Source organism: Pedobacter cryoconitis (assembly GCF_014207135.1).
Lineage (GTDB): Bacteria > Bacteroidota > Bacteroidia > Sphingobacteriales > Sphingobacteriaceae > Pedobacter > Pedobacter cryoconitis_D.
Genome location: NZ_JACHCC010000015.1, coordinates 190919 through 207858 on the forward strand (window position 1 = coordinate 190919; position 16940 = coordinate 207858).

The 16940-nt window shown below is 40.2% G+C and carries 8 protein-coding genes and 1 riboswitch; of the genes, 4 read left to right on the plus strand and 4 right to left on the minus strand.

Annotation, left to right across the window (positions count from 1 at the left end):
- Positions 1-25 precede the first annotated feature (25 nt).
- From HDF25_RS24405 to HDF25_RS24415, 3 genes are all read left to right on the plus strand, one after another.
- Entirely contained in the window at positions 26-3142 is a 3117-nt protein-coding gene (locus HDF25_RS24405) for a SusC/RagA family TonB-linked outer membrane protein (protein ID WP_184629026.1), read from the plus strand.
- A 33-nt stretch (positions 3143-3175) separates the two neighbouring features.
- Complete coding sequence (locus HDF25_RS24410) at positions 3176-4837, plus strand: RagB/SusD family nutrient uptake outer membrane protein (protein WP_184629027.1); 1662 nt, start codon at positions 3176-3178, stop codon at positions 4835-4837.
- 92 nt (positions 4838-4929) lie between these two features.
- Positions 4930-7185, plus strand: coding sequence for a GH92 family glycosyl hydrolase (locus HDF25_RS24415; protein ID WP_221451016.1), 2256 nt, complete (start codon positions 4930-4932; stop codon positions 7183-7185).
- Between the two features lie 53 nt (positions 7186-7238).
- Here the strand turns inward: HDF25_RS24415 and HDF25_RS24420 are convergent, their stop codons facing one another.
- The 4 genes from HDF25_RS24420 to HDF25_RS24435 form a co-directional block, all read right to left on the minus strand.
- Positions 7239-7688, minus strand: a complete 450-nt coding sequence (locus HDF25_RS24420) for a barstar family protein (RefSeq protein ID WP_184629029.1) — start codon at positions 7686-7688, stop codon at positions 7239-7241.
- Positions 7689-7692: 4 nt separating this feature from the next.
- Positions 7693-8097 carry a ribonuclease domain-containing protein gene (locus HDF25_RS24425; RefSeq protein ID WP_184629030.1) on the minus strand — a complete coding sequence of 135 codons (405 nt, stop codon included), beginning with the start codon at positions 8095-8097 and terminating at the stop codon, positions 7693-7695.
- A gap of 158 nt (positions 8098-8255) precedes the next feature.
- Complete coding sequence (locus tag HDF25_RS24430) at positions 8256-9689, minus strand: SusD/RagB family nutrient-binding outer membrane lipoprotein (protein WP_184629031.1); 1434 nt, start codon at positions 9687-9689, stop codon at positions 8256-8258.
- A gap of 5 nt (positions 9690-9694) precedes the next feature.
- Positions 9695-12877: a SusC/RagA family TonB-linked outer membrane protein gene (locus HDF25_RS24435; RefSeq protein ID WP_184629032.1), complete on the minus strand. Its 3183-nt coding sequence runs from the start codon at positions 12875-12877 to the stop codon at positions 9695-9697.
- 317 nt (positions 12878-13194) lie between these two features.
- Positions 13195-13303, minus strand: a riboswitch (SAM riboswitch).
- A 394-nt stretch (positions 13304-13697) separates the two neighbouring features.
- Here HDF25_RS24435 and HDF25_RS24440 point away from each other — a divergent pair.
- Complete coding sequence (locus HDF25_RS24440; RefSeq protein WP_184629033.1) at positions 13698-16940, plus strand: SusC/RagA family TonB-linked outer membrane protein; 3243 nt, start codon at positions 13698-13700, stop codon at positions 16938-16940.

Genomic DNA, 16940 nt, shown 5'->3' on the forward strand with positions numbered 1-16940 from the left:
AAATATTTAACTGTTATTCATTCAAATGAAAAAAACATTACAATTGACATGTTTACTACTTTACGCATCGTCGCACGCTTTTGCAACGGTAAAGTCAGATCATCCTAAACTATTAACTCCTTTATTGAGTATCCCGGGCTTCTCTGCTGCAGACGAAGTGAAAGGAACGGTACGTGATGCTTCAGGTACAACATTACCGGGTGTATCAGTTCAGGTAAAAGGAACTAAGCTGGTTACGCAAACTAATTCAGCAGGACAGTATGGTATAACCGCTAAGGCTGGTGATATCCTTGTTTTCTCTTATATTGGATATGATAAACAGGAAATCACGGTTGGCAGTCAGACTACACTGGATGTAGTGATGAAACAAAACGCACAGGAACTGAATACAGTTGTTGTGACCGCTTTGGGTATCAAAAGAACAAGTCGTTCTACAACTTATGCTACGCAGCAGGTTGCAGGTGATGAGTTAACTAAAGTAAAAGATCCCAATCTGGTGAATTCTTTAAACGGTAAAGTTGCAGGTTTAACCATTTCCCGCAGTTCTTCGGGAGTTGGTGGTTCTGCGAAAGTAATTCTGAGAGGAAGTAAATCTGCTTCAGGAAGTAATCAGGCACTTTATGTGATTGATGGGGTTCCAATGAACAACAGCAGCTCAAGCCAGCAGGTTTCCAGTACAGGAAACAGCTCTACTTCTCAGCCTAACTCAGCTTACGGTGGAAGTAGTTCTTACGATGGAGGAGACCCGATCTCCAACCTGAACCCTGAAGATATCGCTAGTATATCGGTACTGAAAGGTGGTTCGGCAGCTGCGTTATATGGTAGCCAGGCTGCAAACGGTGTAATTATCGTTACTACAAAATCTGGTGAGGCTGGAAAAGCTAAGGTTAATTTTTCTTCTTCTTTCGGAATTGATAAAGTAGCCTCTGAGCCGAAATTCCAGAATAGTTATGGTCAGTCTTCGGCCGGATCTACGCAAAGCTGGGGACCTGCTATTACTAATGGTCAGGATAATTTAAAATCCTATTTCCAGACAGGTCATAATTATACAAACTCGATCAGTTTATCTGCTGGTTCAGAGAAATTACAGACTTATTTCTCTTATGCAAATACAACTGCAACAGGAACACAGCCTGGAAATGAGTTAAGTCGTCATAATGTGAACTTAAAAGAGACTGGAAGTTTCTTCAATGACAAATTGACGATTTCTGGAAACGTAAACTATATCAGACAAAAAATCAATAACTCTCCGCTGATTGGTCTTTATTTTAATCCTTTAACCGGATTGTATTTGTTCCCAAGGGGTCAGGATATCAAACCATATAAAACTGGTTATGAGCAATTTGATCCGACAAGAAACCTGAATACACAGAACTGGCCTTACTTATCAGAGGATATTCAACAGAACCCATGGTGGATTAACAACAGAAACCAGAATCAGCTGAACAGAGATCGTCTGATGTTGAATGTAAGTGCAAAGTATAAAGTAAATCCATGGTTAGATATTCAGGCACGCGGAAGTATGGATAGTTATACTGATACTTATGATCAGAAGATTTATGCAGGGACTTCAGTTACTTTAACAGATAGAAATGGTGGTTACGTTTATACAACGAATACTTCTAAACAACAATACGCCGATTTAATCGCGAATGTGAATATTCCATTGGAGAAATTTAAAATTTCAGGAACAGCTGGTACCAGCATCCAGGATTTTAACGATAACGGGGTTACTTTTAACTCAGGAAAAGATGGATTAAATATTCCAAATATCTTTGTTATTCAGAATTTCAAAGCTTTAAATCCATTAAATTCAGGAAATACTTATAACCATAAACAACTTCGTTCGGTATTTGCCAGTGCAAGTCTTGCTTATGATAACTGGATTAACTTAGACGCGACGATCCGTACTGACTGGTCATCAGCTTTGGCTTTTACTACAGGTAACCCTTTCTCGTATCCTTCGGTAGGTCTTAACTTTATCATCAATGATAAATTGAAATTACCTGAATGGGTGAGCTTTGCAAAAGTTCGTGGCTCTTATGCTGAGGTGGGTAATGATGTGCCAAACTATGTCACCAATATCATGAACTCTTTTGGTGCAGGTGGTGGAATTTCAACACCGATCAGAGACTCTTTCGCAACTTTAAAACCAGAAAGAACTAAATCGATTGAATTCGGTACTGAGTGGAGATTTTTCAGTAATCGTTTGAGCTTCGATTTTACTTATTACAAAACGAATACTAAAAATCAGTTCTTACAGGCTGATGCTTCTCAGGCTTCTTTGTTTAATCAGTATTATTTCAATGCCGGAAATGTTCAGAATAAAGGTATCGAGATCATATTGGGTTATGATGTATTGAACGGTGAAGGATTAAAATGGAAAACAGGATTGAATTATTCGATGAACAGGAATAAAATCCTGACGCTTTCTCCAGACATCAGTGAGTTTGTTTTAAGTGGAGCTTCGGGTGCAAATTATGTATCTAAATTTAAAGAGGGTGGATCATATGGTGATATTTATGGTACTTCTTTAAAACGTGATGCTCAGGGAAGAGTGATGATCGATGGTAACGGTAAGCCAATGACTGCGGATGGTGGTAATAGCACTTTCCTGGGTAACGCAAATCCAAAATGGCAACTGGGCTGGAGCAACAGCTTCAACTATAAGAATTTCTCTCTGAGCTTCTTATTTGACGGTAAAATTGGTGGTAAAGTAATGTCTGTAACAGAATCTGTACTGGAACAATATGGTGTTGCCAAGGTTACTGGTACGGCACGTGATCAGGGCGGAGTTTCTGTGAATGGTGTTGATCCTAATGGAAACCCTGTTTCTAAAGTAGATGCTCAGAAATGGTATAGTGTTGTTGGTGGTAGAGAGGGAATTTCGAGCGAACATATGTACAGTGCTACTGTAGTACGTCTGAGAGAATTATCTTTTGGTTATACTGTACCGTTGAAACAAGGTTTTATTAAAAGTTTAAAATTATCAGTTACGGGTAGAAACTTAGCTTATCTGTATAAGAAAGCACCATTTGATCCTGAATTGAGTATGTCAACGTCGAACGGCCTTTCTGGAGTGGATATCTTTATGCCACCAGCGACACGTAATTATGGCTTCTCTTTAAATGCTAATTTTTAATAATCAGTTGTTCTAATCAAATAAGATCAAGAAATGAAAACGAAATTCAATATATCAATTCGCAAGAGCAGGTTCCGCATGATGGGTGCCCTGTGTCTGGCAGCATTGACCATCACCTCGTGTAAGAAAAACTTTGAAAATATTAATACAAATCCGGTTGGCGTTTCTGACAAAGACCTGATTGCAGATTATAATGATCTGAAGTTCTTCTTTCAGATGGAACAGAGATCTATTATTAATTTCTCTGGTGGTGGTGACCCAAATTCTTACCAGGTTCAGCAGAGTTTAAATGCTGATAACTTTTCTGGTTACTTTATGAGCCCTAATCCGTTTAACGGTGGAAGTAACAATTTGAATTATTTCATGATGCAGGGCTGGAATGGCGAAGCCTTTAAAGTGGGATATTTAAATATAATGGCCAATGTAAGGAAATTAAAAAATAATGGAATTGACCAGACTTATCCGTCTGTATGGGCGGTATCCCAGCTGATCAAGGTAACTGCAATGAGTAGGGTGACTGATATCTATGGCCCTATTCCTTATAGTACGGTAGGTTTAAAGGTGAACAATCCTTATGATAGCCAGAAGGACATCTATTATCAGTTCTTTACTGAACTGGATGATGCGCAGTCAAAAATTAATGACTTTGTGAAAGCTGGCAAACCACTTCCTTTTGCTTTTAGCGATTTTGACCTGGTTTACAACGGAAACCTGAGTACCTGGTTGAAATATGCAAACTCTCTGCGTTTGAGATTAGCATTGCGCCTGGTGAAAGTAGACCCGGCAAAAGCACAATTAGAAGGAGAGAAAGCAATGAATCCTGCAAATGGAGGATTATTGTCAACTCCTGCTGAAAATATGGCAGTAAAGGTTCTGGGTGTAGGTTTTACTAATCCATTGGTATTCATTTCCCAGGATTGGGGAGATACCAGAATGGGAGCAGCTATAGAGTCTTATCTGACTGGTTATGCAGATCCAAGGTTACCTAAGTATTTCGATAAATCTACTGATACAGCTTTACATGGTCAGTATAAAGGTATCCGTATTGGTGCGGTTATTTCTTCGAAACCTGACTATGTTGGCTTCTCTGGATTGAATGTGAGTAATGGTGCAAGCCCAACATTTTCAAAATCAAGTCCTGCTCAGTTAATGACTGCTGCGGAGGTTTATTTCTTACGTGCAGAAGCAGCTTTAAGAGGTTGGGCTAATGCGGGTGGAACTCCTCAGAGTTTATATGAATCAGGTATCAGTACTTCATTCCAGCAATACGGACTGGGTGATGCAAGTACGTACTATAGCAATAGCACTAACGTTCCTGCAGCTTATGTAGATCCGAAAACTGCTGGAAATAGTGCCCCTGCACCCGCTGGAGCTGTAACTATCAAATGGGATAATGCAGCAACCAATGAGCAGAAACTGGAACGTATCATTACACAGAAATGGTTGGCTATCTTCCCTGAAGGTCAGGAAGCATGGTCTGAATTCCGTCGTACCGGTTATCCAAGACTTTTCCCTGTTGTTCAGAATAATAGCGGTGGAACAATCAGTACTGATATTCAAATCAGAAGATTGCCATTCCCGCAAAGCGAATACAACACAAATAGTACAGAAGTGAATAAAGCTATCCAGTTATTGGGTGGTCCTGACAACGGAGGTACAAGATTGTGGTGGGATGTAGCCAAAGGAAATTTCTAAAACAATAAAATTACATACACACCGGTCTTTTATTGCCATTTTAGGCGTAAAAAGACCGGTGTTTTTTTATTTTTACAAATTATATGAGTAAAATGAATAGAAAAACAACGGGTCTGGTCTTTATTTGCAGTTTCATTTTTAGTTTTAGTCTGAGCGCGCAGAATAAATTAAGCCAGTATGTAGATCCGATAATCGGATCGGATGCACACGGGCATGTTTTTGTTGGTGCTAATGTACCTTTTGGTGCAGTTCAATTAGGGCCGACAAATGTTTTTGAAGGCTGGGACTGGTGCAGCGGATACCATTATTCCAGTAATACCATTGTAGGTTTTACCCATACGCATTTAAGCGGTACCGGAATTGGTGACCTGAATGATGTGCTGGTGATGCCAGCTACAGGTAAACTACAATTAAATAAAGGGACTAAAACTGATCCGGAAAATGGATATCTGTCCACTTTTTCTCATGCGAATGAGGTAAGTAAAGCAGGATACTATAGCGTTGTTCTGGATAAATATAAAATTAAAGCTGAACTTACTGCTTCAGAAAGAGTTGGTTTTCATCGTTATACTTTTGCCCCAAAACAAGATAACCCGCATGTAATGCTGGATCTGGCTGATGGTATCGGCTGGGATAAACCTGTAGAAACTTATATCAAACAGGTAAACAGTACTACTTTGGTAGGTTATCGTTTGTCTAGTGGCTGGGCAAAAGATCAGCGTTTATACTTCGCTGTTAAGTTATCACAACCATTAAGTAGTATGTCGCTTTATGACAGCACGAAGGTAGCTTCGGGTACTGAAGGAAAAGGGTTAAAGATGAAGGCTGTCCTGAACTTCAAAACGATTGAGAAAAATGTTCTGCAAATGAAAGTGGGGATCTCGCCGGTAAGTTATGAGAATGCGCTGGCAAACATCGCTACCGAAATTCCGGCATGGGATTTTAATAAAGTAGCAGCAGCAGCGGATGCGAAATGGAATAAAGAACTGTCTAAAATTCAGATCCAGGGGAGCGATGATACCAAAAAGGTATTTTATACTGCGCTTTATCACACGATGATTGCACCTTCTTTATTCAATGATGCAAACGGGGATTATCGCGGTACTGATAAAAAAGTCTATCACAAATCGGGATTTGATAATTATACTACCTTCTCTTTATGGGATACTTACAGGGCTTTTCATCCACTGTATACTATCGTTCATCCAGATAAAGTATCGGACATTATCAATACATTCCTGGCTATTTATAAACAGCAGGGGAAATTACCTGTATGGCACCTGATGGGTAATGAAACCAATACAATGATCGGCTATCATGCGGTACCTATTATCGTGGATGCTTACCTGAAGGGTTTCAGGAATTATGATACTGAACTTGCTTATGAGGCTATCAGACATTCTGCTATGCAGAAAGAGGATGGAATAGAATATATACAGCAATTAAAATATATACCGGCTGATAAAGTGGGTGAGGCAGTTGCCAAAGGACTGGAGTATGCTATTGACGACTGGTGTATCGCCCGTATGGCAAAAGCAATGCACAAGGAAGAGGATTACGTGTATTTTAGTAAAAGAGCTAAACTATATGCAGAATACTTTGATCCTCAGGTGCAGTTTATGCGTGGTAAACTGGCTGATGGCAGCTGGCGTAAACCTTTTGATCCCGTAGCTTCTAAACATCGTGAAGACGATTATACTGAAGGGAATGCCTGGCAATATACGTGGCTGGTTCCACAGGATCCTGAAGGATTGATTCATTTATTCGGTGGAGAAGCTGGTTTTACCAAAAAACTGGATTCTTTATTCAGCATCAGTTCTGTGATGGAAAAAGGCGGGTCACCAGATATCAGTGGTCTGATCGGACAGTATGCGCAGGGTAACGAACCTAATCATCATACGCCTTATCTGTATGCTTATGCCGGGAAACCATGGAAAACTGCGCAGGTAGTACGCCAGATTACAGATTCTCTTTATACATCTAAACCTGACGGGCTTTGTGGAAATGAAGATCTGGGTCAGATGTCTTCGTGGTATGTGTTTTCTGCATTGGGTTTTTACCCGGTTAATCCTGTAAACGGCGAGTATGTATTTGGCTCTCCTTTAGTGGATGGTGCGGTTATTCATATTCCGGGAGCTCAAAAATTTGAGATTAAGGTAATCGGTAACGGTCCTAAAAATAAATATATCCAAAAGGCCGTGTTAAATGGTCAGCCTTATACCAAGGGATATTTAAGACATGCTGCTATTATAGCGGGTGGAGAGTTGACCTTGTATATGGGACCTGAACCTTCTCCGACCTGGGGAGTGAGTGAAGCAGACAGGCCTCATTCGTCCGGAGCTAAATAAAAGCTGAAGATCATTAAAAAAGGGGTTGCTTTTCAATAGAAAGCAACCCCTTTTTATTTAAGTTCGTTGTAACTGATCTTTAAGCTTTCCAGTTCAGCAATAGCTGCTTTCCCCTTTTCAATAAAAATGTTAAAAGCTGCTTTATTTCTGAAGTCTTCTTCGCCAGGGTAATTAGGTACATTATCCCATTGTTCAGCGACATCATTGAGCAGCGCTATCAGGTTGTTTTTACGGATAAGATCTTTTTCTTCACATAAGAAAAAGGTGTAATTGCGGATGATAATGGCAAACCTCGAATAGTCCAGCCAGCTTAAATCATTTAATAATTCTTCCAGTGAATCAAGGTTATTGCTGTAATAATCCGGAAACTCGAGCTGTTTAGCCATTTCATGAATAAATTCATCCACAGTGACAATTTCGCGGCCCTCTATCCGTACAATACGCGTATCTTCTTTAAGCAGATCCTTCTCTTTTCCAGCTTCAAACAGGCAAAATCCGTTCATATCTTTAAAATTTTATAAATGTTTTATAATGATCCCCGGTGTAATAGCGGCTGCCATCAAAGCTGATTATAATGCGCTCAGCCCCTCTGTTCCGGCCTCTGACTTTTGGGTTAATATCATACTCCTTGTAATTTGTCGTCTGTGGTAAACGTTTCTCCCGGTTCTGAAATAATGTCCCTCCGGCATATCCTTTGGGGGCCCTGCCATTCTTTTCCACATAGGAAGCCACTGTATAGGCTTTCCGGGGGACACCCGCCACTTTTGCATTGTCTTCGGCATCGGTATCAGTGGAGGCAGGTGTAACAGTTTTATCCTGTACTTTACTCAGTGTCTGAGTCGTCGAAGACTGACTTTCCCTACACGAGAAAAATAGAATACAGCAGGTTATCAGCGTGATCAGAATTCTCATGTGTTTCATTTTTGTCAGTTAAATTTCAGATCAATAGTAAACGGTCTCCCTAAAGATCAGGGATTTAAATGATAAATTTAAATGATTCTGAGGATTTAATAAAATGATAATTACAATATCTTTCTGTAAATTTTATAGAAAGATATTGTAATTGGAAATTAATTAACGTCAAACCAAAGTTTAGTTGTCAGTGCATCTGTTCCCTGGTGTGCAACTGCAGCCTGGTAACTATCAGGGTTGAGTGACTGCTCTGTACCCGGGTAAATAAATCTTACAGGTATCTGACCATTCAGTGAACCTGCAACTGCGGGGGTTAGTACAGGATAGTCCAATCTTCTCCATTCGGCGAAGGCTTCCAATCCCTGCCCGAATAAAGCAATCCATTTCTGATTACCGATTGATTTCTTGTAGTTTGAAGCATCATACTGAACATCTGGTCTTGCTTTATAGGTGGCTATGTCAGCAGCAGAAACCCCGTATTGTGTCAGTGATGCTTCTATTGCCTGGTTATAAAGTGAAGCCGGGTCTTCATTGGTAAATCCTCTGGCAGCAGCTTCTGCACGGTCAAATAATATCTCAGCATAACTGATAATTACCGCCGGAGCCGTCGGTGCAAGGAAATAGGTACCTGGTTTTGATGTACGGGTTAATCCAAGAGCCGAAGCATCGGCAGTTAATAAACCATTGGGTACCCCCGTGTAAAGCTGTGTTGCAGCAGCCTTACTGACATATACAGGTAGGCGTGGATCATTTAAGGCAGTCAGGCGGTCAACGATGGTTTTGCTGACCCGATAATCATCACGGGTATCAAACAGATTGCTTATCGGATTCTGATTCGGAGAAGCTTTATAATTGAGTTGCGCAATTTCTGAATTAGCATTAATATAAGTACCTCCTTCGGCCTGAATAGCAGCAATAACCTGTCTGGCAAGATCTGGTTCACGGTCTGCAATACGCAGGGCGATTCTCAAACGCAGAGAATTGGCGAATTTTTTCCATAAGGGGATAGAATTGGCATAGATAACATCTCCTGAAATTGCTTTTCCTGACGGATCCAGACTGGCTTGTGCGGTCTTTAAATCATTGAGCACGCCCAGATAAACATCTCTTTGTGCATCGTATTTCGGTGTGAGATATTTACTGATATCCCCTGCCTGTGTGTAAGGGACATCACCATAAGCATCTGTCTCCAGGGTAAATATCCAGGAGCGGAGAACCAGGGCCACACCTTTGTAGTTTGGATTTCCCTGGGCATCTGCCAGTTTAATCAGCTGGTTCAGGTTGACAATACCGGTACGGTATCCAGTTGTCCATAATTCCTGAAAACTGGTATTGGTGAAAATATACCTGTCTGGATCTGTATACTGAATCTTTGCCCAGTGCTGTACAAAAAGCAGACTGGAGTTCATATTATTGGTAGTACCCCAGTAAGTGTCTGAAGTATTTTTAATCGCTGCTGTCAATAAGAAATCAGGTTGGGCTGATTCCGAGGAATTGGGGTTTACATTGGCCGAGTCCAATGCTTTTTTGCAGGAAGTCACTGAGGTAAGCAAGAAGCCTGACAGTAAAAGGGATATATATATAGTTTTCATGTCTGTTAGAATTTAAAATTAAGATTGAAACCAACGGTACGTACAGTTGGCAGACCCAGGTCTTCGAGTCCTTGTCCATTACCGGTATTGAAAGCTGATTCCGGGTCTATGTTTGGAACATTTTTATGAATGATCAGCAGATTTCTGCCAACTAATGAAACTGTCGCACTTTGGAGACCAACGGATTTAATCCAGTTTGAAGGTAAAGTGTAACCTAATTTAATTTCTCTTAGTTTGATATAGGTAGCGCTGTAAACAAAGGCTTCATCTATATTATTCAATGATTTATAATATTGAGATGCCGGGATGATGGTGTTGTTTGGGGTCCCGTCAGCATTTGAACCTTTAAAAATCATTCCGTCATCATGTACTACGGCACCTGCGGGAGCCGAAACCCCTGAAGCCAGCTGGACTGCTTTACCCGAATTGTTATTGTTTGGATAGTAATAGCTTAATCCACCATTTTCAGCACCACGACCTGGAAGGGTAGAGGCTAATACGCCGGTATAAGTCCCGGTACTGTTGGTGGCGGAGTAAATTTTACCGCCGATATGGGCATCAATAAGCACACTTAAATTAAATCTTTTGTAAGTAAAGCTGTTGGTAATGCCACCTAACCAGTCAGGAGTATATTTACCGAGGATTTTTTTAGTCGGACTAATCTGCGGAGTACCATCTGCACCGACAATAATATCTCCTGCTGCATTTCTCTGGTAGGCTGTACCGAAAATAGTACCGTAAGGCTGTCCGACTGCAGCTAATATTTGCACTGAGCCGTCAGATCCGAGCTGATAACTTTGCAGGTTCTGGTAAAGTGATTTTACTTTACTGCGGTTCATCGAATAATTAACATTGATGTCCCAGGTAAAATCTTTTGTTTTAATTGGTGTCAGTCCTAACTGGGCTTCAAGTCCTTTGTTATTAATTGTACCTCCGTTAACCAGTTTTTTATTAAAACCAGTTGTTGGGCTAACGTCCAGACTCAGGATCTGGTTGATACTGTTTGTATTGTATAAACTGAAATCAAAACGTACTCTGTTTTTGAACAGGCCCAGTTCAAAACCAGCTTCAGTAGATTTAGTTGTCTCTGGTTTTAAATTAGGATTCAGGTCTATTTCATTCAGATTCTGCTGTGGATTACCATCAAATGGTGCAGTGAAACCGAAAGTATTGAATAAATAATAGGGTAATGCATCTTTACCTACTTGTGACCAGCCGCCACGTAATTTTGCGAAATTTAAGACATCGCTCTTAATCTCAAATGCTTCAGTAAGGATTAAACTTGCATTGACTGAGGGATAAAAATACGACCGGTTTTGTGTAGGCAGGGTAGAGGACCAGTCATTTCTTGCTGTTAAATTTAAGTAGGCGTAATTCCTGAAACCTAGCTGTGCCGAACCATAGGTACTATACACCTTTTGTTTGCTGTAAAGGTTGGATGAGATCAGTGGGTCACGTGAGTTGCTTAAAGTATAAAGTCCGTTAACAGCTAATTTAGGAGCTTTCTGGTCATTGTTTTCTAAGGTTGTAGTACGGATATTACCACCTAGTAAAAGGTCTAAATTGAAATCTTCATTTAGTTTTTTAGTATAGTTCAGGCGCGCTTCTGTATTATTCTCATTAAAGGTATAGGCATCTTCTTCATAAGAACCGAATGGCGTACCGTTTGTACCGTAAGCGATTCTGATCTTTCTGCGGTCTGTGTAATAGTCACTTCCTGTTCTGAAATTTGCAGATAAACCGTCAATTATTTTATAGTTTAATTCTACATTCCCAATCAGCCGGTTACGAACCTGACCTACAGTGTTTTCATAAGCAATAAAATAAGGATTACTGTAATAACTGTTATTCCAGTTGATGTTATTACCATTAGCATCTTTATAAGTCTTTAACTGACTTACGTCAACCTGACGGCCAAACCAGGTAAACTGAAGCATAGTGCTGCTTGCTCTTTTACCTCCAGAGCCTGGTAAATTCGCTGCGCTGCTATTCACATAATTAGCTAATGCACTGAAAGTTAGTTTTGGGGTTATTTTGTAGGTGGCGTTCAGTAAAAATGAATTTTTTGATTGTGAAGAATTTGGAATAACTCCTGTCTGATCAAGGTTGTTATAGGAGAAACGCAGATCATATTTTTCTCCTGAGCCGGAAATGGCTATCCCATTATTTAAGGTGTGTCCAGTATTGAAGAAGTCGCGTACATTGTTTGGATGTGCAATAAACGGAACTGGTGTTCCATTAGAATTGAACTGAGGGATCAGGCGGCCGTCTAATCTTGGGCCCCAGCTTTCATCGACCCCGTCATTGATGCCTCCGCCTTTACCATCTACATAGCTGAATTGCCCGTTTGCGCCCTGTCCATAAGAATTCTGGTAGGATGGAATGGTCAGTAATGTTGAAAATGTAGTGTTTGAATTGACAGTAATGCCTAAACCCTGTTGGTTTTTACCTTTTTTAGTGGTGATTAATACTACACCGGCAGCAGCTCGTGAACCATATAATGCTGCGGCATTTGGCCCTTTAAGAACACTCATTGATTCTATATCTTCTGAATTGATATCAGAAATTGTATTGGCAAAATCTCTCGATCCGCCAACACCTAAATTCTGCGTATTGTCAACAGGGACCCCATCAATTACAAACAAAGGCTGATTGTTACCTGAAATAGAAGTTTCTCCTCTGATAATGATTCTGGAAGAACCCATGTCGCCCTGGCTGTTGGTAATTTGTACACCTGCTACTTTACCGGAGAGTGCATTGATCAGGTTGGTTTCTTTGGCTTCGGAAATATCTTTTGATTTTAATTCCTGAACCGCGTAACCCAATGATTTTTTCTCTTTAGGGATATTGAGTGCTGTAACGACTATCTCACTCAATTCGTTGGCGGATTCTTCCAGCTGTATATTCAGAGGGGTAGTGGTTGTAGTGATCCTGATTTCCTGGTTCTTGTATCCTATTGAGGCAACCCGGAGGATATTGTCCGGCGCAGCACTGATACTGAACTTTCCTTTGCCGTCTGTCTGGGTGACAATGTTTGTTCCTTTTACAGAGACACTTGCCCCAGGAAGAGGTAAGCCGGTTGATTTCTCGGTCACTACTCCGGTGATTTTGGTGGATTGTGCAGCAACAGTCTGCACGATTATAAAGGATAGTATTATCCCAAATAAATATTTGTAAGTTTTATACATATTTAATTATTGGCGGAATGTTATTCCAGATTAAAAAATTGGTGTGTTTGTTTTGCCGGTCTGATTCGGCTTTGGGGATGTTTTAGCAACAGTATGCTGTTTGCATCGGAGGGGTAATGCTGTAAGATTGCATCAGTTGAAGATGTAAAATGTTTAGTCGTTGCTTAATTGATTTAGTGGTGCGTGTTTTCATCGAAATATATAATTGTTGCGTTTAGTTTATCTGTCAATTTATCTGGCTGATTCTTTGAAGGGTTATTTATTCAGAAATAATAGAGGAAACAGATGACAGCAAACCGCATTTGGGGTATATCTGTCACTTATCTTTTCCGCTTAACGTGGATAGGAGTTAGCACCTTTTACATTTGGGATGTATAGGTTGCTAAGACTTCATAGGGCCTTTCCCTCGGTCTTTCTGGATAAGTAAAATCAATGAACTGTGCTAATTGTCTGGCAAATATATAAATAAACTACTAAATCTATAGTATTTATAATATTTAACTTTTTTTCTGAGATTTCTCAGACAAAAGAGGAGCCCGACCGGGGGCGATTTGAGGCTGCAAAAAATAAATTCGCAGATCATAATGGAGTAAAAATAATTCTCTTTTTGGTGATATATTTTGAGCAGTATTTATAAAACTGCTGTTTTTACTGGTTTCCGATTGATTTAATAATTATAGTCTGTTGAGACGAATATAACACCTGTTTTTTTTTGCACATGTTGTGTAACTTTTCTGCTAAAAAAATAGCGAGATTATTTTTTTTGAATGCTAAAATCTTTTACCTTGTGAATCAATCAACTAACTAAACCAAAAAAATTATGAAAAGAAGATTACTATCTTTCTTCGTCTTTCTGCTGTTTGCTATACAGGCAAATGCACAGGACAAGACAGTAACGGGGACAATAACCTCGAAAACCGACGGGCTGCCACTCCCGGGAGTTACAATTCGTGTGAAAGGTGCAAAACAGGGAGCTATGACCACTGCTAATGGAAAATTCTCCATTGTAGTTCCCGGTAGTGCAACCTTAGTAGCCATTTCCTACATTGGTTACGCCGAACAAACTGTAACGATTCCTTCCTCCAACGTTATTAATGTTGCATTATCAGAAGATTCAAAACAACTGGATCAGGTTGTGGTAACTGCAATGGGAATTTCAAGAAAAAAGAATGAGCTGCCTTTTGCTGCTCAGGAAGTAAAAGCTGAAGATCTTACCAGAACACGCGATATTAACGTGGTCAATTCACTGGGTGGTAAAGTAGCTGGTCTGGATATCAAAAGGAGCAACGCCATGGGTGGATCTACCAATGTGGTTATCCGTGGTTCGAAATCAATCAGTGGAAATAACCAGGCTTTGTTTGTCATTGACGGAGTTCCGGTAAGTAATGCGAGTGCAAATACGGTCAATCAGAATACAGGTCGTGCTGGTTATGATTATGGAAATGCTGCATCGGATATTAACCCGGATGATGTGGCTTCAATGACTGTACTGAAAGGTGCAGCTGCTACAGCATTGTACGGGTCAAGGGCTGCAAATGGTGTAATCATCATCACAACAAAAAAAGGAAGTAAAAACGGTACGAACATTACTGTGAACAGTGGTGTGACCTTTGGTAAAATCGATAAATCTACTTTCGCCAAATATCAGAAGGAATATGGACAGGGTTATACTTCTCCGGCTACGGATGGACCGGGTAATACGGTTCCAACACCTGGTTTCTGGTACAGAAATGTTTTTGGAAATGGAAATGTCATGACACCACAATTTAGTTCTGATGCTTCCTATGGTCCAAGATTTGACCCGAATTTATTGATTTATCAATGGTCAGCATTAGACCCATTTTCTCCGAATTATAAAACTGCAACTCCATGGGTTGCTGCCGCTAATGATCCTTCAACCTTTTATCAGACTGCTGTTACCTCAAACCAGAGTGTGAGTATTGACGGTGGCGGAGATAAAGGCACCTTTAAAATTGGCTACACCAGAAATGATGAAAAAGGAGTTTTACCTAACAGTAAGATCACTAAAAACCTGTTTAATTTTGGTGCAACCTATGACATCGCAAAGAACCTGACAGTTAATGCTGCTGTAAATTACTCTAAGATTGATGGTCTTGGTCGTTATGGTACAGGATACAGTGGATTAAACCCTAACCAGGGCTTCCGTCAATGGTGGAATGTTGGCGCTGACATCAAAGAGCTCAAACAAGCTTATGACAGAAATCAGAAAAACATAAGCTGGAACTGGGGTGATGCAACCGGTACAAAACCTATTTATGCAGATAACCCTTATTTTAACCGTTATCAAAATGTCTCCAGTGATACTAGAGACCACTATTTTGGTAATGCAGGGTTAAACTATAAAGTGAATGACTGGTTTGATGTGATCGGCCGCGTATCTTATGATGGCACTTCGGATATGCAGGAAGAGCATATTGCTGTTGGAAGTACTGCTATTCCGGCTTATACCCGCTCCAATGGAACTTTCGCAGAAACCAACTTTGACCTGTTGATGAACTTTAACAAGAAGATCACTGAAGATTTTTCTTTCAAAGGATTATTAGGCGCAAACTTAAGGCGTAGCAGACTGACAAGAATCTCTGCAACTACAAATGGCGGTTTGGTTGTTCCGGGCTTATATTCTTTATCAAATTCAATAAGCCCTATTGTGGCACCGGTTGAATCTTATGAAAGAAGAGCAGTAGACGGTTATTTTGCCAGTACTACCTTCGGGTATAAAGATTTAGTGTTTCTAGATGCTACAATCCGTAGAGATCAGTCTACTACGCTTCCTTCGAATAAAAATGCCTATTGGTATCCTTCAGTTGCGGGAAGTTTTGTATTCTCGAATGTATTAAAGGACTTGCATTGGTTATCTTATGGTAAGGTGAGACTAAACTATGCTCAGGTAGGTAACGATGCCCCTCCTTTAAGTATTTATGATACCTATGCGAAACCTACAGCATTTGGTTCTATACCCATGTTTTCTATACCAGATACTAAAAATAATTCGAACCTGAAACCTGAACAAACCAGAAGTATCGAAGCTGGTCTGGAGGCAGCCTTTTTGAATAGCCGTATAGGATTTGATCTGACTTTCTATAAAACAAATACTGTTGATCAGATTACCCCGGTATCAGTGACTACTGCCAGTGGTTATTCAAAGCTATATGTGAATGCAGGTGAAGTGCAGAATCAAGGTGTTGAGGTCTCTGCTTTTATAGTTCCTGTTAAAACGAGGGATTTTTCATGGACAATGAATATAAACTGGACACGTAACCGTAATAAAGTTATTTCGCTGTACCAGGGAGTAAGTAACATCGAGTTAAGTCCGCTTACTTTACAGGGAGGAGTTTCTTCGAATGCTGCCGTAGGTCAGCCTTATGGTATTATCCGTGGAACAAATTATGTGTATCAAGACGGACAGAAAGTAGTGAATGCAAGCGGTTATTATGCAGCCACTGCAAGTTCAGCCGAAATTATTGGTGATCCGAATGCCAAATGGATGGGAGGAATTGGAAATACGTTCAAGTATAAAAATGTTTCCCTGAACTTCCTGATAGATATCCGTAAAGGTGGAGATCTTTGGTCACTGGATCAATGGTACGGACAAGGAACAGGATTATATCCTAATACTGTTGGGACTAATGATTTAGGTAACCCGGTAAGAAATACAATAGCTAATGGTGGTGGAGTTATTCTGCCAGGAGTTTTAGCTGATGGTACACCAAATACTAAACGTATCGATATGTCAACTTCAGGTGGTTCACCATATGGTTACCCTAACAATCCTCCACGGGCGTCAGTAATCTATGATGCTGGTTATATCAAATTAAGGGAGGTAGCCCTGAATTATTCTTTACCTGCAAAATGGGTTAATAAACTACGTGCTTTCAAAGGTATTGATGTTTCCCTGATTGGCCGTAACCTTTGGATCATTCATAAAAATGTTCCTTTTGCAGATCCTGAGGACGGTTTGAGTGCTGGTAACGTACAAGGTTATCAAAGTGCTTCTTACCCGGCAGTAAGAACTGTAGGATTCAATGTTAGATTTAAATTATAA